Here is a 22,542-nt window from a genome sequence, read left to right as displayed (position 1 = left end):
GCGCATAATGGGGAGTAATCAGGCAAAAAAGGGCACGATGTCGCATTTTGTTTATTAAACAGTTACGATGGCCGCTTCGCCTGCGCGGGCAGGCAGCAGAACAAGGGAAAGTATGGCGGTCAGAATCCGGGATATTGCACAGCAGGCAGGGGTGTCCGTCGGGGCGGTGTCACGCGCGCTGAAAGGCCAGCCGGGGCTGAAAGAGGCCACGCGTACGCGCATTGTGGAGGTGGCGCGCCGGCTGGGGTATGACTTCAGCCGCCTGCAAAACAGCCCAATCAAACGTGTGCTGTTTGTGCTGCACCGCCAGCACAACATCGCGCTGGCCCTGCCGTTTTACTCGGCGGTGCTGCTGGGCGCAGAGAGTGCCTGCCGCGAACGCGGCATTGTGCTCAGCGTGCTGGCGACCAGCCCGGCGGATTCACTGGCCGCGGCGATCCGGCTGCATGAGCCGGACGCCTTTTTATGTGCCGGATACCTGGAGCCGGAACGGCTGGCGCTGCTGAAGGCGAGCGGCAAACCGGTGGTGCTGGCTGACCTGTGGCAGCCCGGCCTCGCCGCCATTAACCCGGACAACCAGCAGGGCGGCTATCTGGCGACCCGCCACCTGATCGAGCTCGGCCGCCGCCGCATCGCGTTTCTGACCCGCTCGCTGGCCCATTTCAGTTTGCGCGAGCGGGAAAAGGGTTACCGGCAGGCGCTGTTTGAGGCGCAAATCCTCAACGATCCGGCACTCGAGGTGGTGGCCCCGCCGGGTGATGAGACGGAAGAGGGGCTGGCGCAGGCGGTGCGGCACTTGCTGGCGCTGCCGGTGCCCCCGGACGCACTGTTTGCCTGTAATGATGCGGTGGCGCTGATTGCGCTGCGGGTGTGCCGTGAGGCGGGTATCCGGGTGCCGGAGCAACTGGCGATAGTGGGGTTTGATGATATTGAGGCGGCGGCGCAGGTGGTGCCGTCGCTGACCACGCTGGCGGTGGATAAAGCCGCGCTGGGGCGGCAGGCGGTAGAGATGTTGCTGGCCGGGCCGGAAGAACCGCCGCCGCAGCGGCAGTTACCGGTCAGGCTGGTGGTGCGCGGCAGCAGCCAATCCACAACGTGAAAAGGCGCTGCCGTGGCGGTCAGGCGTTGGGCGCGTCTGCCTCGGGGCCGCCGTCAGCCGGCTCTTCTTCCGCAATGTGCAGCTTCCAGCCGGTCACGTCATGCCAGTATTCCTGCTCGCGCTCAATGTCGAGCTGCACCAGCATATTCTGCGAGAGATACCCGGCCGGGAAGGTCAGCGTCCAGTGGTTGTCGTCCGTCTCCAGCCGCAGGGTTTCCGGCGTGGTGGTGGACTGGCGCTGGTTGTTCAGCAACGCGCCCAGGCGCAGCAGCTGAATCATCGGCAGGTACTCTTTTTTGCGGAACAGGTTCAGGCGCGGCAACTCTTCCAGCTTGATCGCTTTGCGGTGCAGCCGCACCATCGCCGCCAGCAGTATCTGCTGCTCCTGGTTGAAGCCCGGCAGGTTGGTGTTTTGCAGGATATACGCGGAGTGGCGATGCATACCGGTATGGTTGATGCTCAGCCCCACCTCATGCAGCAACGCCGCCCACTTCAGCAGCGCTTCCAGTTGCGGATGCACCAGCTTCGGGTTCTGCGCCTGCCACTGGCCGTACAGGTGGACGCTGGTGTCCAGCACGCGGCGCGCCTGTTCACGGTCAATGTTGTAGTGGTCGGCCAGGCTGCGGGCGGTGCGGCTGCGGATGTCCTGATGACGGAAGCGGCCTTCCATCTCATACAGCACCCCTTCACGCAATGCGCCGTCTGACAGGCGCAGCGATTTCAGCGCCAGCGCATCAAACACGCCGCACAGGATCGCCAGCCCCGGCACAAACACCGTTTTACGATCCTCAGAGAGGCCCGGCAGGCTCAGGGATTTGACGTTTTTGAACTTCAATACCTGCGCCACCAGTGACTCCAGCCGCTCCGGGGTGATCAGGCCATCTTTTTCGCCGCTCTCCACCAGCACTTCCACAATCGCTTTGATGGAGCCGGAGGCCCCCAGCGCATACTGCCAGCCCTGGATGCGGTACTGCCATGCCAGTGTCTCCAGCTTTTGCGCCGCCGCCAGGCGGGCGCGGCGGAAGTTGGCCGGGTTCACTTCCCCGTCCCGGAAGAAGATCTGGGCGAAGCTCACACAGCCCATCCGGCGGCTTTCTGCCAGCAACGGCTCAAAATCTTCACCGATCACCAGCTCCGTGGAGCCGCCGCCGATGTCCACCACCAGCTTGCGCCCTTTTTCCGGCTGGGTGTGCTCGACACCCATGAAAATCAGGCGCGCTTCCTCCTGCCCGGAGATGATCTCGATCGGGTAGGGGATCACCTCGGCGGCACGTTGCAGGAACTCTTCCGCATTGACCGCCTCACGCAGGGTGTGGGTGCCGACAATGGTGACATTGTCCGGCGAGAAGCCCTGGAGCCGTTCGGCAAACAGCGCCAGACAGGCCAGGCCGCGTTGCATGGCTTCTTCACTCAGTACGTTGCGGCTGTCCAGCCCGTCAGCCAGGTGCACCCGCTGTTTCAGGCGGCCGAGCACCTGCAGTGCCCCGTTGACCACCCTGGCGATCACCATATGGAAGCTGTTCGAGCCCAGATCGACGGCGGCAATCTCCTGGGGTTTGGCAGAAGGAATGTGTTGTAACGGCATAGTCTCAGGCCTGTTTGTCTGGTTGTTCCAGAGTCTTTAGATAATGGTAAATGGCAGTCTGCGCCCTTACCTTACGGCGGTTGCCGCGCGGAACATACCGGTTACTCAGCTCTTTATCAATATAACGTGCCTTGACGGTATCGTTCAGCAAGATGTCCAGAATATCCAGCACCCGCTGTTTCAACCGCGGATCGAGCAGCCCGACCGCCACTTCGATACGGAAATCGATGTTGCGCGTCATCCAGTCGGCAGAGGAGAGGAACACTTTTTGATCGCCATTATTTTCAAACACATAGACCCGGTCATGCTCCAGGAACCGGTCGACAATACTGGTGACCTGGATATTGTCGCTGATGCCCGGCAGGTTCGGCACCAGTGAACACATCCCGCGTACCAGCAGGCGGATTTTCACCCCGACACCGGAGGCGGCATAGAGCCGGTCAATCAGGCCTTTATCGACCAGGTTGTTCACTTTCAGAATAATGCCGCCTGTGCCGCCGGACTGTGCATTGACGATTTCCTGGTCAATCAGTGCATAAAGCATCCGGCGTGAGTTCTGCGGTGACACCATCAGGTGGTCGAAGGTCACCGGGCGGTACGGGTTCTCAATAAAGTTGAATACCCGGCGCACTTCGTTGGTGATGCGCGCGTCAGCGGTCAGCAACGAATAGTCCGTATAGAGGCGCGCGGTTTTTTCGTTGAAGTTACCGGTTCCAATGTGCGCATAACGCACGATTTCATCGTTTTCCAGCCGTGAGATCAGGAACAGCTTGGCGTGGATTTTCAGCCCCGGTGCCGAGAAAATCACATGCACACCGGCTTCGGTGAGCCGCTTGGCCCAGTGGATGTTGGCTTCTTCATCGAAGCGCGCCTGCAACTCCACCACCACCGTGACTTTTTTACCATTGTGCGCGGCGTGGATCATCGATTCGATGATGCGCGAATCCTTGGCGACGCGGTAGATGTTGATCTTGATCGCCAGCACGCTCGGGTCAAACGACGCCTGGCGCAGCAGCTCCAGCACATGCTCGAAGGTGTGGTACGGGTAATAGAGCAGCACATCGCGTTCGCGGATGGCGTCAAAGCCGTTGCGGAAGCGGTCGAACCAGATGTGGCGAAGCTGCGGCATCGGCCGGTTGACCAGGTTGGCCTTGCCGACGTTCGGGAAACCGATGAAATCTTTGAAGTTATGGTAGCGGCCGCCGGGGATAACCGAGTCATAGTTGGAGATGCCGAGTTTTTCGCGCAGTAACTCCACCATCTCGTCCGGCATGTCGCGCTGGTAAACAAAGCGCACCGGTTCTGCCGTCAGGCGCTGCTTGAGGCTGGAGGACATCAGTTCCAGCAGGCTTGATTCCATCTCGGTGACCAGATCATATTCGGCGTCACGCGTCATTTTCATCGAGTAGGCGTTCAGCGCGTCATAATCAAAGAAGCCTTTGAAGATGTCATCCAGGCAGTTACGCAGGATATTGTCCAGCAGGATCATCGGCTTGCGGCGGCGCGGGGCTTCCGGCGGCAAATCGACAAAACGCGGTACCTTGTCGGACGGGATCTCCAGCAGGGCGTAGTTGATCTGCTCGCCACGGATAATTTCCACCGCCAGATAGGTGTAGTCATCTTTCAGGAACTGCACCAGATTGGTGTCCTGATCGACCAGGATTGGCGTGATATACGGACGCAGCGAGTGCTTGAAGTAGTGGCGCAACCAGGCTTGCTGGTTCTCTGACAGCTGGCGTTCGTTAATCAGGAAGATCTGATTACGCGCCATCTCCAGCAGCAAATCATTATACAGGTTGTCAAATTCCTGCTCGGTTTTCAGCACCTTGGCCTGGATGCGTTTGAGCAGGTGTCGCGAGGCACCCATTGAACCTTGTTCTTCGCTGATCAGAATCCGTCGTTTCAGTTCAGCAAAACGGACTTTATAAAACTCATCAAGGTTATTTGAGTAAATGCCCAGAAAACGCATACGTTCAATGAGGGGGTTTGACTTGTCAGCCGCTTCCTGCAATACCCTTTCATTGAAAGATAACCAACTTAGCTCTTTTTCTGTGTATAGCTTTTCTTGTCCCATTGTCACTCCATTCATTGAGCCTGAAGCTTTTTTCCCGTAGGCCACTGAACGGGCAATGCCTTTCCGGCATACAAATTCCAGGAGGGAGTCATCGTGCAGAACACAGCGCTCAACGACCCATCCCCTGTAATGGGTGGCGAGTCTCTCACAACATTATTGCGAAATAATGACAACAAAGTCCAACCATTCTCAGTGGTTAACATTGTCATGCATTGATCATTAATCTGGCATAAGATGCCCGGTCGGACGTACGGTTGGCGGGCAGGTTGCCCCGCCGCAATGTCAGGCTATTTTTACTTTTTTATGCAGGATGGGCAGTGCAGATACGTGACCTACCTCTTTCTTCAGATCGCCGCCGTGCCAGGACAGACCGCCTGATACGCTACGGCGTGACCGGCTGCGGTATGCTGGTGCTGTTAACGCTGATGCTGATTTTTGTCTGGCTGCTTTACAGCATCTGGCCGCTGTTCCGGCCGGCCTCTGTGAGTGAACCGGTCACGCTGCGCTTCAATACCGACCCGCCGGCGCTGGCGATGGGGATGCTGCCGGATCACCGGTGGGGCTACCGGCTGGATGCACAAGGGCAGGGGGCCTACATCCCGCTGGCTGCGACCTCACAGGCGGTGACGCCGCTCACCACGTCGCTGGCCCCGGCCGTTACGGCGCTGGCCCACACCGGCGGCGTGATGCCGGTGTATGGCCTCGGCGGCGCGAATGGCCGCGTCACGCTGGTGCAGCCGGTGCTGCCGCTGGCCGGCCAGCCCCCGCACTGGGCTTTCCCTTACGGCCGGACGCCGCTGGCCCTCGATGATGCCGGTGAGCCGCTGGTGCGGCTGGCATTGGTGATGGGGGAGGGCGTGCCGCTGCGGGCGGCTGCCGTGACGGCCGATCGCCGCCTGCGGGTGCGTGATCTGCCCTCCGGGCTCGATCTCACCCTGCCGCTGGCCACGGTGCCTGACTCCCTCAACCTGACGCCCAACGGCCGCCTGCTGTTCCTGCAAACCGGCCCGCTGTTGCAGATCTACACCCTGCACAACGGCGGCATCCAGTTGCGCCAGAGCGTGGCGCTGGCGGATCGCGGCCCGGTCACGGTCACGCTGCTCAGCGGCGGCGGCTCGCTGCTGGTGAACGCCGGGGGCCGGCTCTCGCAATGGTTTGACGTCAACGGGCCACAGGGGCCGCGGCTGACGCGCATCCGTGATTTCCCCCCGCAACAGGTCAGGCAACTGGCGGCAGAACCGATGCGGCGGGTGTTTGCCGCGCTGGATGCGCACAACACGCTGACGCTGAACGCCTTGGTGCGTACCGAACCGCTGCTGAGCCGCCCGCTGCCCGACGTGCGCCGGATGGCCTTCTCCCCGCAGGGGGACGGGCTGCTGGCCGAGACGCCGCAGGGCTGGCTGACGCTCTGCGTCACCAACCCCTACCCGGACATCAGCCTGCGCACGTTGTGGCAGAAAGTCTGGTATGAGGGCTACCCCGAACCGGCGTATGTCTGGCAGAGCACCTCCGCCGCAGAGGGTTACCAGCCGAAACTCAGCCTGATGCCGGTGATCACCGGGACGCTGAAAGCGGCACTCTGCGCGATGCTGTTTGCGGTGCCGCTGGCGCTGAGCGGCGCGGCCTACACCGCCTGGTTTATGACCCCACGCCTGCGGCGGCTGGTGAAACCGGCGCTGGAGGTGATGGGGGCACTGCCCACGGTGGTGATAGGCCTGATTGCCGGCATCTGGCTGGCCCCGCTGTTGCAACATATGCTGCTCGGTGTGCTGCTGCTGCCGTGGTTGCTGGCGCTGGTGGCGCTGGCGGCCAGTTTGCTGGCGGCGCGCCTGCGCTGGCGTACCGCCGGGCGCGAAGTGTTCTTCCTGCTGCCGCTGCTGGCCGGGATTGTCTGGCTGGTGTGCCGTGTCAGCCCCTGGCTGGAGCAGGCCCTGTTCGCGATGCCGCTGGCACAGTGGTTGGGCGAGGGTTACCAGCCGCGCAATACGCTGGTGGTCGGGGTCGCGATGGGCTTTGCGCTGGTGCCGGTGATCTTCACCCTGGCGGAGGATGCGCTGTTCAGCGTGCCGCCGTTGCTGAGCCAGGGCTCGCTGGCGCTGGGGGCCACCCCGTGGCAGACCTTGCGCCGGGTGATTGTGCCTGCCGCCGGGGCCGGGATTTTCTCCGCCCTGATGATTGGTTTTGGCCGGGCAGTAGGGGAAACAATGATTGTGCTGATGGCGACCGGCAATACGCCGATCATGGATGGCAGCCTGTTCCAGGGGCTGCGCGCGCTGGCCGCCAACATCGCGATTGAGCTGCCGGAGGCAGTGGCAGACAGCGGGCACTACCGCGTGCTGATGCTGACGGCGCTGGTGTTGTTCCTCTTTACCTTTGTGCTGAACACGCTGGCGGAGCTTATCCGCCAGCGGCTGCGCACGCGCTACAGCCAGAATCAGGAGGGCGCATGATCGGCTGGCGGCGGACGGGCACCCCGTGGATCTGGCTGACGGCGGCCGCCGTGGCCGTGAGCGTGCTGGCGCTGGCCGGGATTATCCTGCTGCTGGCCGGGCAGGGGGTACGCAGTTTCTGGCCCGCGACCGTTTACCAGTTCACGCTGCGCGCACCGCTGGCCGGGCAGAGCCAGTTGCTGGGTGAACTGTATGCCCGCCCAACCGTGCCGCGGCAACAGCTGCGCGAGGCGGGGGTGCCGCTGCCGCCGGACGCGCCCGCCAACGTGACGCGGCTGTTGATTAAGGTCGCGAACCGCGACCTGAACGCCGGGCCGGACAGCGCGCGCGAATTTATGCTGGTAGCGGAAAACGATGTGCTGGCCCGCCGCGCACCGCCGGAGGTGCTGGTGATTGACCGGGAGGAGAGCGGGCTGGTGTACGGCACGCTGGCCGGGATGCTGGAAAACGGCCAGCCGCTGGTAGCGCGCAACCTGGCTGCCGAGCTGCTGCGCCGCATCCCGGAAAACCGGGCGCTGGCAGACCGCGCCCGGCATGTGCAGCACCATGCGCTGGCGCGGGTCAACCACCGGTTTGAGGTGCTGCGGCTGGAGGAGCGGCAACTGGCGATGACCGGGCGGCTTACCCCGCAGGCGGTGTCACGCTTACACGCGGAGCGGATTGAGGTGGAGTACCAGTTCAACCGCCTGACCACCGAGCTTGAAAGCATCAACCAGGATCGTCAGCGTGACGCCCTGTTGCTGCGCGATGCGGCCGGGAAGATCCACACGCTGCCGCTGAATGAGGTGCATAACGCCTGGTATCCGAATGCCATGAGCCTGCCGCAGAAGCTGATGCACACGCTGCGCGCCGGGTGGGCTTTCCTGAGTGAGAACCCGCGCGCCTCGAATACCGCCGGCGGCATTTTCCCGGCGCTGTTCGGCACGGTGCTGATGGTGGTGCTGATGTCAGTGATGGTGATGCCGCTCGGGGTGATCGCCGCGGTTTACCTGCATGAATATGCCGGGCGGCACTGGCTGACGCGCCTGCTGCGGATTGCGGTGGTGAACCTGGCGGGGGTGCCGTCGATTGTGTACGGCGTGTTCGGGCTGGGCTTTTTTGTGTATGTCATCGGCGGAACGCTTGACCAGTTGCTGTTCCCGCAGGCGCTGCCTGACCCGACTTTCGGCACGCCCGGCGTGCTGTGGGCCGCGCTGACGCTGGCGCTGCTGACGCTGCCGGTGGTGATTGTCGCCACGGAGGAGGGGTTGTCGCGCATTCCGGTGGCCCTGCGGCAGGGATCGCTGGCGCTGGGGGCGACACAGGCGCAGACGCTCTGGCGCATCGTGCTGCCGATGGCGGTGCCGGCGATGCTGACCGGCATGATTCTGGCGATCGCCCGTGCCGCGGGGGAAACCGCGCCGCTGATGCTGGTGGGGGTGGTGAAATCCGTCCCGGCGTTGCCGGTGGACAGCATTTTCCCGTACCTCCACCTTGACCGTAAATTTATGCATCTGGGCTTCCAGATCTATGACATGGCGCTGCAAAGCCCGAACGTGGAGGCAGCCCAGCCGCTGGTCTACGCCACGGCGCTGCTGCTGGTGGTGATGGTGGTGGGCCTGAACCTGGCGGCGATGGGGCTGCGCCATTCGTTGCGTGAAAAATTCCGTTCGCTGGGCGTCTGATGCCCGGCCTGTGCAGGAGAGAGTGATGAGATCATTACTGGGCGGCGAGCCCTTGCCGGATGTGTCGCGGCTCAGCGATGCCGACACCGCGCTGGAGGTGCAGGCGCTGAACCTGTGGTATGGCGGCAAGCAGGCGTTGCATGATATTTCGCTGCGCATTCCGCGCCACCGGGTCACGGCGCTGATCGGCCCGTCCGGCTGCGGCAAGTCCACCTTGTTGCGCTGTTTTAACCGGATGAATGATCTGCTGGAAGCCTGCCGGATTGAGGGTGACATCCGTCTCGGCGGCAGCCCGGTGTATGGCGATCAGGTGGATGTGACGGCCCTGCGGCGGCGGGTCGGGATGGTGTTCCAGCGGCCGAACCCGTTTCCGAAATCGATTTATGAGAATGTGGTGTATGGCCTGCGGGTGCAGGGCATCAGCGACCGGCGGCTGCTGGACGAAGCCGTCGAGACCGCCCTGCGGGCGGCGGCGTTGTGGCATGAAGTCAAAGACCGGTTGAAGGAGAATGCCCTGCGCCTCTCCAGTGGCCAGCAGCAGCGGCTGGTGATTGCGCGGGCGATTGCGATTGAGCCGGAGGTCTTGTTGCTGGATGAGCCGACCTCGGCGCTTGACCCGATTTCCACGCTGACGATTGAGGAGCTGATCGGCGCGCTGAAGGAGCGGTTCACCGTGGTGCTGGTGACGCACAATATGCAGCAGGCCGCGCGCGTCTCGGATTACACGGCGTTTATCCACCAGGGGGCGTTGGTGGAGTATGGGGATACCGACCGGTTGTTTACGTCGCCGCGCCAGCGGAGGACGGAGGATTATATTACCGGGAGATTTGGATAGCAGGGCGTTGGCCCTGCACCCAGGGGGATTGATGTACGCGGTACAGCTTTTAATGAGTTAGGTGGCAGGTTTCAGTTGTTGGTTAAGTGGCATGTTTCGGTTGTTCATGTGCGCCTATGTGCTCCACTTTAAAAAAGATCGAGGTATGTTGCGTTGGCATACGCCCGGCGTCTTTCTGCGGCTCCGCTGCCGCCACCGCGCAAGGGGCGCGTAGGCGCGTGCCCCTTGCATCCCCGCGCCTTGGGTGCTCCGGCAGAATTATTGGCCGCTCCCGCGGCTCCCCTCCAGCGTCCTCCGGGCTGTTCGGGCCGGGACAGACACGCCGGGAGCGTGTCTGCGGCGGCCCGATTAGCCCGGAGGCGGAGTGAGGGAACACGCGGGAGCGTGCAATGATTCAGCCAAACCACCGAAAGCGCGCGGGTGCAGGGCCGGCGCGGCGGCAGGCCCTGCTCGGTTGAGGCTCGGAAAGCCGGGTAGGCAACTGCACATGAACAACCGAAACAATCCACGTATGATCGATGGCGGCAGCGGAGCCGCAGAAAGCAGAAAGAAGCCGGGCGTCTGCCAACGCACCTCGATCTAAGAAAGCGGCCAGGTCATCGCAACACACCTCGATCTAAGAAAGACGTCACTCGCGAGGGCCGCCACCACCTACTCCGCCGCATACCCCTCCGGCGGCAGCCGCGCCCCGTCCAGCCAGGCGGCCCCCTCCTGCATGGTCAGGCGGCCACTGACAAACCATTGTGCCACCAGCGGGTAGATCTGGTGCTCCTGCACCTGCACACGGGCCTGCAGATCCTCCTCGCTGTCGCCGTCAAAGACCGGGACTTTGGCCTGGAGGACAACCGGGCCGCCGTCCAGCTCCTCGGTGACGAAATGCACCGAGGTGCCGTGTTCCGCATCGCGGTTGGCCAGCGCCTGACGGTGGGTATGCAGCCCAGGGTATCTCGGCAGCAGGGAAGGGTGGATGTTCAGCATCCGCCCGGCATAATGCCGGACGAACGCCGCGCTGAGGATGCGCATATACCCCGCCAGCACGATCAGATCGGGCGCGTAGGCGTCAATCTGCTCCGCCAGCGCGGCATCAAACGCCACGCGGTCACTGAACTCACGCGCGTCCAGGGCGTGCGCCGGAATCCCCGCCTCGCGGGCGCGCTCCAGCCCATAGGCATCGGCTTTATTGCTGAACACCGCAGCAAGAGATGCGTGGAGACGTCCCTGTTGGCAGGCATCAATCAACGCCTGGAGATTACTCCCCTGGCCGGATACCAGCACCACGATCTTTTTCATCAGCCGATTACCACCTGCTCTGCCGCGTCAGAGGCGTTGATGTGGCCGATTTTCCAGGCTTTTTCACCGGAAGCGGTCAGCAGTTCCACCGCCTGATCCGCCAGTGCCGCAGGCAGGGCGATCACCATGCCGACACCACAGTTAAAGGTGCGGTACATCTCGTGGCGGCTGACGTTGCCCGCCTGTTGCAGCCAGGTAAATACCGTCGGCCACTGCCAGCTCGACTCGTCAATCACCGCCTGGGTATTGGCCGGCAAGACGCGGGGGATGTTCTCCCAGAAACCGCCGCCGGTCAGGTGGGCGATGGCGTGCACATCAATCTGCTCAATCAGGCTGAGGATCGATTTTACGTAGATTTTGGTCGGGGCCAGCAGGTGATCGGCAAGCGACCGGCCGTCCAGCTGTTCGGTGGCGGCATCCGTGTTGCTGACTTCCAGGATTTTGCGCACCAGCGAGTAGCCGTTGGAGTGCGGGCCGCTGGCACCGAGCGCCACCAGCACATCGCCATCCTGCACTTTGCTGCCGTCGATGATTTCCGACTTCTCCACCACGCCGACGCAGAACCCGGCGACGTCGTAATCTTCACCGTGGTACATGCCCGGCATTTCAGCGGTTTCACCGCCTACCAGCGCACACCCGGCCTGTTTGCACCCTTCGGCAATGCCGGTGATCACGCTGGCGGCCGTCTCCACGTCCAGCTTGCCGGTCGCGTAGTAATCCAGGAAGAACAGCGGCTCCGCGCCCTGAACCACCAGATCATTCACGCACATCGCCACCAGATCGATACCGATGGTGTCATGGCGCTTCAGATCCATCGCCAGACGCAGCTTGGTGCCGACGCCGTCAGTGCCGGAAACCAGAATCGGCTCACGGTATTTTTGCGGCAGCGCACACAGGGCACCGAAACCGCCCAGCCCACCCATCACTTCCGGGCGGCGGGTCTGCTTCACTACACCTTTGATACGGTCTACCAATGCATTTCCTGCATCAATATCCACACCTGCGTCTTTATAGCTGAGAGAGGTTTTATCGGTCACTGCTGGATCCCCACGGCGGTTTGCGGTTGGTGGTTAAAATTGAGCGCGGCAATTCTAACAGCCCAGGCAAACGTTTGCGAGTGGCTTATGCGGGGGAAAGACGTTTTGCCTTCTATACTGTTAATCGAAAATCAGTTGATCCTGATCAGGCGATTAGCGGTGGCGCGACAAAAAAAAGGCGTTATAATCTCGCGATTTTTTTTTGGCCGTCAACCATCGTAGGGGAGAATAATTATGAAGATCGTTGAGGTAAAACACCCGCTGGTAAAACATAAGCTGGGCCTGATGCGTGAAAATGACATCAGCACCAAACGCTTTCGCGAACTGGCTTCTGAAGTGGGGAGTTTGCTGACCTATGAAGCGACCGCCGATCTGGAAACCGAAAAGGTGACCATTGATGGTTGGTGCGGGCCGGTTGAAGTAGACCAGATCAAAGGCAAAAAAATCACTGTGGTGCCGATCCTGCGTGCCGGCCTCGGCATGATGGAAGGCGTCCTGGAGCACGTCCCGAGCGCACGCATCAGCGTGGTCGGTGTGTACCGTGACGAAGAGACGCTGGAGCCGGTGCCGTACTTCCAGAAACTGGTGTCCAACATTGAAGAACGTATGGCGCTGGTGGTTGACCCGATGCTGGCCACCGGCGGCTCCATGATCGCCACCATCGACCTGCTGAAGAAAGCCGGCTGCACCAGCATCAAGGTGCTGGTGCTGGTGGCCGCCCCGGAAGGGATCGCCGCCCTGGAAAAAGCCCACCCGGATGTCGAGCTGTTCACCGCCTCTATTGATCAGTACCTGAATGAAAAAGGCTACATCGTGCCGGGCCTCGGCGATGCAGGCGACAAAATATTTGGTACCAAGTAAGCATTTAAGCCGGCTGAGAAGTCGGCTTTTTTTTAATTGTTTTCCCCACGCCGTCCATCAATAACACCGTATGAGGATAGAAAGATGACCCGTCGCGCCATCGGAGTCAGTGAGCGCCCACCGCTGCTGCAAACGATTCCGTTAAGCTTCCAGCACCTGTTCGCCATGTTTGGCGCGACCGTGCTGGTGCCGATCCTGTTTAAAGTTAACCCGGCCACGGTATTGCTGTTCAACGGCATCGGCACGCTGCTGTACCTGTTTATCTGCAAAGGGAAAATCCCGGCTTACCTCGGCTCCAGCTTTGCCTTTATTTCGCCGGTGCTGCTGCTGTTGCCGCTCGGGTATGAGGTGGCGCTCGGCGGCTTTATCCTCTGCGGCGCGCTGTTCTGCCTGGTGGCGCTGATTGTGAAGAAGGCCGGCACCGGCTGGATCAACGTGATGTTCCCCCCGGCCGCGATGGGGGCGATTGTCTCGGTGATCGGGCTTGAACTGGCCGGCGTGGCGGCCAATATGGCCGGGCTGCTGCCGGCGGACGGCGCCTCCGTGGACGGCAAAACCGTGACCATTTCGCTGGTGACGCTGGCGGTGACGGTACTCGGCTCGGTGCTGTTCCGCGGTTTCCTGGCGATTATCCCGATCCTGATCGGGGTGCTGGTGGGGTACGCACTCTCCTTCTTTATGGGCGTGGTGGATGCCTCTCCCATCCGCGAGGCGCACTGGTTCGCGCTGCCGACATTCTATTCGCCGCGGTTTGAGTGGGTGGCGATGCTGACCATTCTGCCCGCCGCGCTGGTGGTGATCGCCGAGCATGTCGGCCACCTGGTCGTTACCGCCAACATTGTGAAAAAAGATCTGCTGCGTGACCCCGGCCTGCACCGCTCCATGTTTGCCAATGGCCTCTCCACCATGATCTCCGGCTTTTTCGGTTCCACACCCAACACCACCTACGGTGAAAATATCGGCGTGATGGCGATTACCAAGGTCTACAGCACCTGGGTGATCGGCGGCGCGGCGATTCTGGCGATTTTGCTGTCGTGCGTCGGCAAACTGGCGGCGGCGATCCAGGCGGTGCCGGTACCGGTGATGGGCGGGGTGTCGCTGCTGTTGTACGGCGTGATTGGCGCGTCCGGGATCCGGGTGCTGATTGAGTCAAAAGTGGACTACAACAAGGCGCAGAACCTGATCCTGACGTCGGTTATCCTGATCATCGGCGTGAGCGGCGCAAAAGTGCACATCGGCGCGGCGGAACTGAAAGGCATGGCGCTGGCGACGATTGTCGGCATCTTCCTGAGCCTGCTGTTTACATTGATTGAACGCTTCCGCGGTGAAGAGCAGGTGCTCGAGCCGGAAGAGGACGCCAGACACCACTGAATGGCCCGTTAACCGGGATCCTCCCGTGGGCAGGATCGATCATCGTGCGGCCGCCGGTTCTCCTGGCGGCCGTTTTTATGGTAGACTCCGCGGGTTTTACTGACCGTTTTGGTTGAGGTGCTTCTGAATACGCCGGCGCAGCTTTCACTGCCACTCTATCTTCCGGATGACGAAACGTTCGCCAGTTTCTATCCGGGGGAAAATCCCTCCCTGCTCGCTGCCATTCATACCGCACTGCATCAGGAACACGGGACATACATCTATTTCTGGTCCCGCGTCGGCGGGGGGCGCAGCCACCTGCTGCATGCCGCCTGTGCCGAACTCTCCCAGAAAGGCGAAGCCGTGGGCTATGTTCCGCTGGATAAGCGCGCCTATTTTGTGCCGGAGGTGCTGGAAGGGATGGAGCAACTGGCGCTGGTCTGCATCGACAATATCGAGTGCATTGCCGGGGATGAAGCCTGGGAGATGGCGATCTTCAACCTGTATAACCGCATCCTGGAAACCGGGCGTACCCGGCTGTTTATCAGCGGCGATCGCCCGCCGCGCCAGCTTAACCTGCAACTGCCCGATCTCGCCTCGCGCCTTGACTGGGGGCAGATCTACAAACTGTTGCCGCTGTCGGATGAGGAAAAGTTGCAGGCGCTGCAACTGCGCGCCAAGTTACGCGGTTTTGAACTGCCGGAAGACGTGGGCCGCTTCCTGCTGAAACGGCTGGATCGCGAGATGCGCACCCTGTTTATGACGCTGGATCAGCTCGACCGCGCCTCGATTACCGCGCAACGCAAACTCACGATCCCCTTTGTGAAAGAGATCCTCAGCCTGTAGCGCCGCCTACAGGATCTCCAGTACCTTTTCCGGCGGCCGGCCAATCCGGGCTTTGCCGTTTGCCACCACAATCGGGCGCTCAATCAGCCTTGGGTGATCCGCCATCGCCTGAACCAGTTCCTCCTCACTCAGTGCCGTATCCTCCAGCTTCAGCTCGGTATAGATCTCTTCGTTACGGCGCATCATGTCGCGTGCGGAGGCCAGCCCCAGCTGGTGTACCAGCGTTTGCAGGGTCGCGAACGAAGGCGGCGTCTCCAGATAGAGGATGACATCCGGCTTTATCCCTTGTTGTTCCAGCAATGCCAGCGTTTCACGGCTTTTGCTGCAACGCGGGTTGTGGTAAATCGAAACGGTTTCCATTATCTGCTTCCTTAAAGTCAATGCATGAACCGGCAGGTAAACCTGCCGTAAGGTCAGCCGCGCTGGTACTGGCGGAAGCGCTTTTGCATCTGGCGGAACTGGTCAATGCGTGCGTCATACCGCGCCTGGTCCAGGCTGCCGAGTTTGGCTTGCGCGCTGGCATTGCTCAGCACCTCGATGGCCTGATCGAGCCTGCCCACCAGCGCCAGGCTCTCTGCCCGGGCCGATAACTCCTGTGCCCGCTGGTTATTGGCGGCCGATGCCTGGGCCAGCAGCTCCCAGCCGTTCGGATCGTCCGGGTTAGCATAAGTATAGCGATTAAGAATGCGGATGGCGTCGGCCGGGCGGTTGCCTTCGGCATAGGCATTCGCCAGGTTAAGCTGAAGCACCGGGTTGCCGCGGGCGGCGTTGGCCTTTTCCAGCCGGGCAATCGCCTGCGGGATCTGTTTCCGGCCGAGGTCGATATCCGTCATCAGATCGAGATACCAGACGTTGCCCGGCTCTTTCGCCAGCAGCGGCGCAAGGGCGCTTGCCGCCTCACCATATTTGTTTGCCTGGTAAAACAAAATGGCCCGGCCGTAACGCGCGGCGGTCTGCTCACGCACGTTGCCCTGTTCCAGCGGTTGCAGGGTGTCCTCAGTCAGGCGGTTCTGTTCACTGCCGTACATGCCGAGAATGCGCACCCTGGCCAGCATAAAGTCCAGCGAAGAGTGCGCCACCACGTGCCCCATCTGGTTGGCGCGGTTGCGGGTGTCGGCGAGGCGGCTGTCCGGCAGCGGGTGGGTGAGCAACATTTCCGGCGGTTTCGAGGCGGAGCGCGACTGGTCCGCCAGCTTTTGCAGGAAGGTCGGCATCGCTTCCGGGTCAAAGCCTGCGCGTTGCAGCACCTGAATGCCGATGCGATCCGCCTCCTGTTCATTGGCCTGGGTAAAGCTGATCATGCCCTGTTGCGCACCGGCCAGCGTGCCGGTCAGGGCCGCCATCCCGGCCTGCGGGCTGGCCATCGCCAGCAGGATAGAGCCGAGTGCGCCCACCCAGGTGAGCGGGGCGCTGCGCTGCTGGTCTTCCATCGCCCGCGCCAGGTGACGTTGTGTGACGTGGGAAATTTCGTGCGCCATGACCGAGGCGAGCTGGCTTTCATTGTCGGTGTAGCGGAACAGCGCCGAATGCAGCACCACGTTGCCGCCAAAGAAGGCGAAGGCGTTGATCTCGTCATTGTTGATCAGGAAAAAATGGAAGGGTGTGCGCACGGAATAGGCGTGGGCCACCAGCCGGTTTCCCAGCTGGTTGATATACTGAACCAGCAACGGGTCGTTAATTAACGGGGCGCTGCCGCGCAGCTGGCGGACATAGAAATCCCCCATCTGCAACTCCTGGTTGATGCTCAGGGTGCCGCCCGCCGTGGTGCCGATGTCCGGCAACTGGTCAGCCAGCGGGGTGGCGTCTGCCGCCAGCAACGGCGCTGCGGCCGCGGCCGGGAGGACGGCGGAGAGCGACAATGCGCCAATCAGCGCGGCAATAAGCGGTTTTTTCAATGATAAAGCCATGATGCGCGATCCCTTGGTAAAAAATCCTGACGGTAAGCGACGGCGCCGGGCGGGCTGCTCCCGCGGCACCTTTGCTGCCCAATGGCGGTAAACGTCTGGCCTGGGAGGTAAAAACAGGCGGGTGTGGCTTTCCGGCGCTCCCCCGGTTGCGTAGACTCCCTGCGGCGTAGCGGGTTCCTGCGCACGCGTGTTTTTCTTATCTTAGCCATCCCCTTGATGCAATGGAACGTTTGCGCGGGGATATATACCGGAAAGTGGGGGCTGCCCCGGTTTCCGGTCTCTGGAGTGTTGAATGCTTGAGTTGTTATTACAGTGGTACCGCCGCCGGTTCTCCGACCCGGAAGCCATTGCGCTGCTGATTATCCTGCTGGCCGGTTTCTGTATCCTCTATTTTTTCCACGGCATTCTGGCTCCGCTGCTGGTGGCCATTGTGCTCGCCTACCTGCTGGAGTGGCCGACCGCACGGCTTCAGCGGCTGGGCTGCTCGCGTACCTGGGCCGCCAGCATCGTGCTGACGCTGTTTGCCGGGGTGGTGATGCTGGCGCTGTTTGTGATTGCCCCGGCCACCTGGCAGCAGGGGGTGAACCTGGCCACGGATCTGCCGTCGATGCTCAACCATTTCTATGCTTACGCGCAGAGCCTGCCGAAGCGCTACCCGGCGCTGGTGGATGCCGGCATCATCGACATGATGGCCGAGGATGTGCGCACCCGCCTGACGCTGGTGGGCGGGTCAGTGGTGAAGTTCTCGCTCGCCTCGCTGGTGGGGTTGCTGACGCTGTCGATTTACCTGGTGCTGGTGCCGCTGATGGTGTTTTTCCTGCTCAAGGACAAAGAGCAGATGCTGAACGCGGTGCGGCGGGTGCTGCCGCGTAACCGCGGGCTGGCCGGGCAGGTGTGGGTGGAGATGAACCAGCAGATCACCAACTATATCCGCGGCAAGGTGCTGGAGATGGTGGTGGTGGGCATCGCCACCTATATCGTGTTCTTTATTATGGAGCTGCAGTACTCGCTGCTGCTGGCGGTGCTGGTGGGGTTTTCGGTGCTTATCCCTTACATCGGCGCGGTGATCGCCACGATTCCGGTGGTGGTGATTGCGCTGTTCCAGTGGGGGCTGGGCGCGGATTTCTGGACGCTGATTATCGCCTATCTGGTGGTGCAGGGGCTGGACGGCAACCTGCTGGTGCCGATCCTCTTCTCCGAGGCAGTGAACCTGCACCCGCTGGTGATCATCCTGTCGGTGATTATTTTTGGCGGCATGTGGGGCTTCTGGGGCATCTTTTTTGCCATTCCGCTGGCGACGCTGGTCAAAGCGGTGGTGCACGCCTGGCCGGACGAACTGTACGACGACCCGGAACACCGGCCATAAAAAAAAGCGCGGGTGCGCTTTTTTAAAAAAACAGGGAGACCGCCGGCGTGAAACGGGGCGTTACACGCTGGCCTTCAGGTAATCCATCACGATGTCGTGGTGGTTACTGGTTTTGAATTCATCAAACACCTTCTCGACTTTGCCGTCGCGGCCAATCAGGAAGCTGATGCGGTGGATGCCGTCATAGGTTTTCCCCATAAAGCTCTTTTCACCCCAGACGCCGAACTGCTGCGCCACCAGGTGATCTTCATCGGAAAGCAGGGTGAAGTTCAGCAGCTCTTTTTCGGCAAACCGCGAGAGTTTCTCTGGCTTGTCAGTGCTGACGCCCAGCACCTCCACACCCGCTTTTTTCAGATCATCCATATTGTCACGCAAACCGCAGGCCTGCACGGTGCAGCCGGGCGTCATGGCTTTAGGGTAGAAATAGACCAGGACGCGCTGTCCCTGGAAGTCGGCCAGATTGACCAATTCGCCGTCCTGATCGGGCAGACTAAATTGCGGCGCTGTATCACCGGCTTTCAGTGGGCTCATCACTACTCTCCATCTTTCTCATCATGCTGTGGATAGTTCACCACGCTAATAGTGCCTTGCGCATTCAATTCTGTACATAGCCGGTAAAAGGCCGGTTCAATAATTGATGAGTCTGTGTCAGCAGGGCTGTGCGCGGTGATCTGGATCGACAGCTGGGGCGGGTTATCTCCAGTCGCGGGCTGCGTTTTGGAGGCCAGTTCGGCAATGTTCATCTGATGCGAGTCGAAAAGATCGGTAAAGCGTTCAATAATATGCGGTGAATCCTTCACCTCCACCTTCACCCATACTGTGACCGGCATCGGCGGGCGCCCGTGCGAATGCGTCCGCTTCATCACAATCAACAGCTCCAGTTCGGCCCCTTTCAGCGGCAGGGTCGATTCAATCAGGGCAATGGCATTCCAGCTCCCGGACAGCAGCATGATAAAGGTGAACTCCTCACCGAGCATGGCAAGACGGCTGTCTTCAATATTGCAGCCGCAGCTGCTGACGTGACGGGTAATGGTGTTCACAATGCCGGGGCGGTCAGCGCCCAGCGCGGTGATAACCAGATAGTGTTGTTGTGGCTGCGGCAAAATTGCTCTTCCTGTCATGCTCCGTGGGGTTCCCATGGTAAACATAAAAAAAACCGCCTGCCAAGCGCTTGTAACCAGGTTGTTTGCTTGCTTTTAATGAAGAGTCAAACGTACCATGAGTGACCTGTTTGTGGAGGGGATGGCTAATGTTTACCGGAAGTATTGTTGCACTGGTTACGCCGATGGACGACAAAGGTGCTGTCGATCGCGCGAGCCTGAAAAAACTGATTGATTATCATGTCGCCAGCGGAACCTCGGCGATTGTCTCCGTAGGCACCACCGGCGAATCTGCCACCCTGAGCCACGATGAACACGGTGATGTGGTGATGCAGACCGTGGAACTGGCTGACGGGCGTATCCCGATCATTGCCGGCACCGGGGCAAATGCCACCGCAGAAGCCATCTCTCTGACGCAACGCTTTGAAAAAAGTGGCGTTGTGGGCTGCCTGACCGTGACCCCTTACTATAACAAACCCACGCAGGAAGGGCTGTACCAGCACTTTAAAGCGATTGCTGAAAGCACCGCGCTGCCGCAGATCCTGTACAATGTGCCCTCCCGTACCGGCTGTGATCTGCTGCCGGTGACCGTCGCGCGGCTGGCAAAAATCAAGAATATTGTGGCAATTAAAGAGGCCACAGGGAACTTAAACCGTGTTAGCCAGATCCAAGTGCTGGTTGATGATGAGGCGTTCTGTCTGTTGAGCGGCGATGACGCCAGCGGGCTGGACTTTATGCAACTGGGCGGCAAGGGCGTGATTTCGGTGACGGCCAACGTGGCGGCCCGGGAAATGGCGCAACTCTGTGCACTGGCTCAGCAGGGAAATTTTGCTGAAGCCCGTCGCCTGAACCAGCGCCTGATGCCGTTGCATCAGGATTTATTTGTAGAAGCGAACCCAATTCCGGTGAAATGGGCCTGCAAGGCATTGGGATTGATGGCAACCGATACACTGCGTCTGCCAATGACGCCGTTGACCGATGCAGCCCGCCCGGTGGTGGAGCAGGCATTGAAACATGCCGGTTTGCTGTAACTCTTAGGGAGATTTGATGGTTTATTCATTGCATACGTCGCGTGTAGCGAAAGTCGCGGGGGTATCCCTCGTTCTGCTGCTCGCGGCCTGTTCCAGCGATCAGCGTTATAAGCGCCAGGTGAGTGGTGACGAAGCCTACCTCGATGCGCCTGCGCTGAAAGAACTGAAGGCGCCCGCCGGGATGATTCTGCCGTTGCAGGACGGGACATACGATGTACCGGCTGTGACGCTGAAAGGCGGCGTGGGTAAGCAACTGGATATCCGGCCGCCGGTGCAGCCGCTGCCGTTGCTGAGCGGTTCCCGCTCCCAGCTGGCCGGTGACAGCGTCATGATCCTGCTGGAAAACAGCCCGCAAAACCGCGATCTGTGGGCCAATGTGGTGAAAGTGGTCGAACAGAACGGTTACCCGGTGGCTAACCGCAATGATGCCGGCCAGACACTCAGCACCGACTGGGTGAAATGGAACCGCGCCGATGAGGACTTCCAGTACGAAGGCCGTTATCAAATCACCGTGGCACCGAAGGACTATCAGCTGGCCCTGAGCGTGAAAACCCTGGCACTGCAACAGCAGGGCAACGCGATCACTGCGCCGTCTGAGATCCAGCGTTATAACGGCCAGATGCTGAACAGCCTGGTGGCCGGCCTCGACAAAATCTCGACTGACCTGGAAAACAGCCGGGCAGGGCGTGATACCAGCAGCTTCAATGTCACCAGCGGCAGCGATGATACCGGCCTGCCGGTGCTGGTGGTGCGTGCGCCTTATGCCCAGGTATGGAACCGCCTGCCGAACACGCTGGAGCGCGTCGGCATGACCGTGACCGACAGCAGCCGCCCGCAGGGCACGCTCTCCGTTACCTACAAATCCCTGAGCGACAGTGACTGGGAAGCGCTGGGTGTGAGCGCACCGGAAAACGTGAAAAACGGTGACTACAAATTGCAGGTTGGCGATCTCGACAACCGTAGCAGCTTGCAGTTCATTGATTCCAAAGGACACCCGCTGACGCAATCGGAAAACGATGCGCTGGTGGCGGTGTTCCAGGCCGCCTTCGACAAGGGACCGGCAAACTAATCTGAGGGGCTTCGGCCCCTTTTTTATTGGGCTTCCGGCAGCATGACCGGCACAGATTTTTGTTGCCGCCACCACGACGCAAACGTTACCCTTTATCCCGACGAGTCATATCACTGGAGTAAGTTAAGATGCAAAAGTTAGCTGAGCTGTATCGCGGAAAGGCGAAAACCGTCTACACCACCGAAAATCCTGACCTGCTGGTGCTGGAGTTCCGTAACGATACATCAGCGCTCGATGGCGAACGTATTGAGCAGTTTGACCGCAAAGGCATGGTGAACAACAAGTTCAACCACTTCATCATGAGCAAACTGGAAGAGGCGGGGATCCCGACCCAGATGGAGCGCCTGCTCTCTGACAATGAAGTGCTGGTGAAGAAGCTGGACATGGTGCCGGTAGAGTGTGTCATCCGTAACCGCGCGGCCGGTTCTCTGGTGAAACGTCTCGGTATTGAAGAGGGGCTGGAACTGAACCCGCCGCTGTTCGATCTGTTCCTGAAAAATGATGCCATGCATGACCCGATGGTCAACGAATCCTACTGCAAAACCTTCGGCTGGGTGAATGAAGAGAACCTGGCGCGCATGAAGGCGCTGAGCTATCAGGTGAATGACGTGCTGAGCAAACTGTTTGATGATGCCGGCCTGATCCTGGTGGACTTCAAACTGGAATTTGGCCTGTTCAACGGCGAAGTGGTACTGGGCGACGAGTTTTCCCCGGACGGCAGCCGCCTGTGGGACAAAGCCACCCTCAACAAAATGGACAAAGACCGTTTCCGCCAGAGCCTGGGCGGCGTGATTGAAGCCTATGAGGATGTCGCCAGACGTATCGGCGTTCAGCTGGACTAACCACGCAATCGATTACCCTGCTCCTGATTTCCCCGCGGGCGGCCTTGATGGCCGCCCGTTTGTTTTCGGCGGTTCCCCGGCAGGCGAGGCACACCTCACCCGGCGGGATTTAAGCTAAGCTAAAGTGTGATGACTC

At 60.6% G+C, this 22,542-nt stretch carries 19 protein-coding genes; 11 read left to right on the top strand and 8 right to left on the bottom strand.

Annotated elements, in window-relative coordinates:
- The first annotated feature begins 112 nt into the window (after positions 1–112).
- A complete protein-coding gene (locus JK232_RS16855) occupies positions 113–1,099 on the top strand; it encodes a LacI family DNA-binding transcriptional regulator (RefSeq protein WP_212589432.1) in 987 nt (328 codons plus the stop codon).
- A 19-nt stretch (positions 1,100–1,118) separates the two neighbouring features.
- Here JK232_RS16855 and ppx read toward each other — a convergent pair whose 3' ends face one another.
- A complete protein-coding gene (gene ppx, locus JK232_RS16850; protein WP_101854460.1) occupies positions 1,119–2,684 on the bottom strand; it encodes an exopolyphosphatase in 1,566 nt (521 codons plus the stop codon).
- Between the two features lie 4 nt (positions 2,685–2,688).
- Positions 2,689–4,758: a polyphosphate kinase 1 gene (ppk1, locus tag JK232_RS16845; RefSeq protein WP_072930321.1), complete on the bottom strand. Its 2,070-nt coding sequence runs from the start codon at positions 4,756–4,758 to the stop codon at positions 2,689–2,691.
- A 404-nt stretch (positions 4,759–5,162) separates the two neighbouring features.
- Here ppk1 and JK232_RS16840 point away from each other — a divergent pair, with 404 nt between their 5' ends.
- Genes JK232_RS16840 through pstB form a run of 3 tightly spaced genes read left to right on the top strand, consistent with a single transcriptional unit; the run spans position 5,163 to position 9,707 of the window.
- Complete coding sequence (locus tag JK232_RS16840) at positions 5,163–7,208, top strand: ABC transporter permease subunit (protein WP_212589460.1); 2,046 nt, start codon at positions 5,163–5,165, stop codon at positions 7,206–7,208.
- Positions 7,205–8,872, top strand: a complete 1,668-nt coding sequence (gene pstA, locus JK232_RS16835) for a phosphate ABC transporter permease PstA (protein WP_072930325.1) — start codon at positions 7,205–7,207, stop codon at positions 8,870–8,872. Before JK232_RS16840 ends, pstA begins: the two co-directional genes overlap by 4 nt.
- 25 nt (positions 8,873–8,897) lie before the next feature.
- Positions 8,898–9,707: a phosphate ABC transporter ATP-binding protein PstB gene (gene pstB / locus JK232_RS16830; protein ID WP_072930327.1), complete on the top strand. Its 810-nt coding sequence runs from the start codon at positions 8,898–8,900 to the stop codon at positions 9,705–9,707.
- A gap of 651 nt (positions 9,708–10,358) precedes the next feature.
- On the opposite strand, the gene purN is transcribed toward pstB, so the two are convergent.
- Together purN and purM are read right to left on the bottom strand one after the other, a co-directional pair.
- Positions 10,359–10,997: a phosphoribosylglycinamide formyltransferase gene (gene purN, locus JK232_RS16825; RefSeq protein ID WP_212589431.1), complete on the bottom strand. Its 639-nt coding sequence runs from the start codon at positions 10,995–10,997 to the stop codon at positions 10,359–10,361.
- Positions 10,997–12,034 (bottom strand): phosphoribosylformylglycinamidine cyclo-ligase, encoded by a 1,038-nt coding sequence (gene purM, locus JK232_RS16820; RefSeq protein ID WP_212589430.1) that lies wholly within the window; start codon positions 12,032–12,034, stop codon positions 10,997–10,999. The genes purN and purM overlap by 1 nt, the downstream gene beginning before the upstream one ends.
- Before the next feature lie 234 nt (positions 12,035–12,268).
- On the opposite strand from purM, the gene upp reads away from it, so the two are divergent.
- From upp to hda, 3 genes are all read left to right on the top strand, one after another.
- A complete protein-coding gene (upp, locus tag JK232_RS16815; protein WP_101826461.1) occupies positions 12,269–12,895 on the top strand; it encodes a uracil phosphoribosyltransferase in 627 nt (208 codons plus the stop codon).
- Between the two features lie 84 nt (positions 12,896–12,979).
- On the top strand, positions 12,980–14,266 hold the full coding sequence (gene uraA, locus JK232_RS16810) for a uracil permease (protein WP_072930336.1): 1,287 nt from the start codon (positions 12,980–12,982) through the stop codon (positions 14,264–14,266).
- Positions 14,267–14,383: 117 nt separating this feature from the next.
- The gene (gene hda / locus JK232_RS16805) at positions 14,384–15,091 is read left to right on the top strand and encodes a DnaA inactivator Hda (RefSeq protein WP_072930421.1); all 708 of its coding nucleotides are present in this window, start codon (positions 14,384–14,386) and stop codon (positions 15,089–15,091) included.
- A 6-nt stretch (positions 15,092–15,097) separates the two neighbouring features.
- Here the strand turns inward: hda and arsC are convergent, their stop codons facing one another.
- On the bottom strand, positions 15,098–15,451 hold the full coding sequence (gene arsC / locus JK232_RS16800; protein WP_072930338.1) for an arsenate reductase (glutaredoxin): 354 nt from the start codon (positions 15,449–15,451) through the stop codon (positions 15,098–15,100).
- A gap of 53 nt (positions 15,452–15,504) precedes the next feature.
- Entirely contained in the window at positions 15,505–16,998 is a 1,494-nt protein-coding gene (gene bepA, locus JK232_RS16795) for a beta-barrel assembly-enhancing protease (protein ID WP_072930340.1), read from the bottom strand.
- Positions 16,999–17,290: 292 nt separating this feature from the next.
- Between bepA and JK232_RS16790 the strand changes: the two genes are divergently transcribed.
- Entirely contained in the window at positions 17,291–18,364 is a 1,074-nt protein-coding gene (locus JK232_RS16790; RefSeq protein ID WP_072930343.1) for an AI-2E family transporter, read from the top strand.
- A gap of 60 nt (positions 18,365–18,424) precedes the next feature.
- On the opposite strand, the gene bcp is transcribed toward JK232_RS16790, so the two are convergent.
- Positions 18,425–18,895 carry a thioredoxin-dependent thiol peroxidase gene (gene bcp / locus JK232_RS16785; RefSeq protein WP_072930345.1) on the bottom strand — a complete coding sequence of 157 codons (471 nt, stop codon included), beginning with the start codon at positions 18,893–18,895 and terminating at the stop codon, positions 18,425–18,427.
- 2 nt (positions 18,896–18,897) lie between these two features.
- Entirely contained in the window at positions 18,898–19,485 is a 588-nt protein-coding gene (locus tag JK232_RS16780) for a glycine cleavage system transcriptional repressor (protein WP_206602283.1), read from the bottom strand.
- Positions 19,486–19,613: 128 nt separating this feature from the next.
- Between JK232_RS16780 and dapA the strand changes: the two genes are divergently transcribed.
- The 3 genes from dapA (at position 19,614) to purC (ending at position 22,406) form a co-directional block, all read left to right on the top strand.
- Positions 19,614–20,495 (top strand): 4-hydroxy-tetrahydrodipicolinate synthase, encoded by an 882-nt coding sequence (gene dapA, locus JK232_RS16775; RefSeq protein WP_072930350.1) that lies wholly within the window; start codon positions 19,614–19,616, stop codon positions 20,493–20,495.
- Between the two features lie 16 nt (positions 20,496–20,511).
- Positions 20,512–21,564 (top strand): outer membrane protein assembly factor BamC, encoded by a 1,053-nt coding sequence (gene bamC / locus JK232_RS16770; RefSeq protein ID WP_101829309.1) that lies wholly within the window; start codon positions 20,512–20,514, stop codon positions 21,562–21,564.
- Between the two features lie 128 nt (positions 21,565–21,692).
- A complete protein-coding gene (purC, locus tag JK232_RS16765; RefSeq protein WP_072930356.1) occupies positions 21,693–22,406 on the top strand; it encodes a phosphoribosylaminoimidazolesuccinocarboxamide synthase in 714 nt (237 codons plus the stop codon).
- The last annotated feature ends 136 nt before the right edge of the window (positions 22,407–22,542 follow it).

Origin of the sequence: Nissabacter archeti (assembly GCF_018257325.1) — a bacterium.
Lineage (GTDB): Bacteria > Pseudomonadota > Gammaproteobacteria > Enterobacterales > Enterobacteriaceae > Chimaeribacter > Chimaeribacter arupi.
Note: the sequence above shows the minus strand (reverse complement) of the source record. Positions and strands in the feature narration are given on the sequence as shown.

What these genes read in the sequence shown, in the direction of transcription:
- ppk1 (WP_072930321.1), bottom strand. Translation starts at nt 4,758, where the DNA reads ATGGGACAAGAAAAGCTATACACAGAAAAAGAGCTAAGTTGGTTATCT.
- ppx (WP_101854460.1), bottom strand. Translation starts at nt 2,684, where the DNA reads ATGCCGTTACAACACATTCCTTCTGCCAAACCCCAGGAGATTGCCGCC.
- JK232_RS16780 (WP_206602283.1), bottom strand. Translation starts at nt 19,485, where the DNA reads ATGACAGGAAGAGCAATTTTGCCGCAGCCACAACAACACTATCTGGTT.
- bcp (WP_072930345.1), bottom strand. Translation starts at nt 18,895, where the DNA reads ATGAGCCCACTGAAAGCCGGTGATACAGCGCCGCAATTTAGTCTGCCC.
- upp (WP_101826461.1), top strand. Translation starts at nt 12,269, where the DNA reads ATGAAGATCGTTGAGGTAAAACACCCGCTGGTAAAACATAAGCTGGGC.
- pstA (WP_072930325.1), top strand. Translation starts at nt 7,205, where the DNA reads ATGATCGGCTGGCGGCGGACGGGCACCCCGTGGATCTGGCTGACGGCG.
- JK232_RS16840 (WP_212589460.1), top strand. Translation starts at nt 5,163, where the DNA reads ATGCTGGTGCTGTTAACGCTGATGCTGATTTTTGTCTGGCTGCTTTAC.
- JK232_RS16790 (WP_072930343.1), top strand. Translation starts at nt 17,291, where the DNA reads ATGCTTGAGTTGTTATTACAGTGGTACCGCCGCCGGTTCTCCGACCCG.
- arsC (WP_072930338.1), bottom strand. Translation starts at nt 15,451, where the DNA reads ATGGAAACCGTTTCGATTTACCACAACCCGCGTTGCAGCAAAAGCCGT.
- bamC (WP_101829309.1), top strand. Translation starts at nt 20,512, where the DNA reads ATGGTTTATTCATTGCATACGTCGCGTGTAGCGAAAGTCGCGGGGGTA.
- purC (WP_072930356.1), top strand. Translation starts at nt 21,693, where the DNA reads ATGCAAAAGTTAGCTGAGCTGTATCGCGGAAAGGCGAAAACCGTCTAC.
- uraA (WP_072930336.1), top strand. Translation starts at nt 12,980, where the DNA reads ATGACCCGTCGCGCCATCGGAGTCAGTGAGCGCCCACCGCTGCTGCAA.
- dapA (WP_072930350.1), top strand. Translation starts at nt 19,614, where the DNA reads ATGTTTACCGGAAGTATTGTTGCACTGGTTACGCCGATGGACGACAAA.
- pstB (WP_072930327.1), top strand. Translation starts at nt 8,898, where the DNA reads ATGAGATCATTACTGGGCGGCGAGCCCTTGCCGGATGTGTCGCGGCTC.
- JK232_RS16855 (WP_212589432.1), top strand. Translation starts at nt 113, where the DNA reads ATGGCGGTCAGAATCCGGGATATTGCACAGCAGGCAGGGGTGTCCGTC.
- purN (WP_212589431.1), bottom strand. Translation starts at nt 10,997, where the DNA reads ATGAAAAAGATCGTGGTGCTGGTATCCGGCCAGGGGAGTAATCTCCAG.
- bepA (WP_072930340.1), bottom strand. Translation starts at nt 16,998, where the DNA reads ATGGCTTTATCATTGAAAAAACCGCTTATTGCCGCGCTGATTGGCGCA.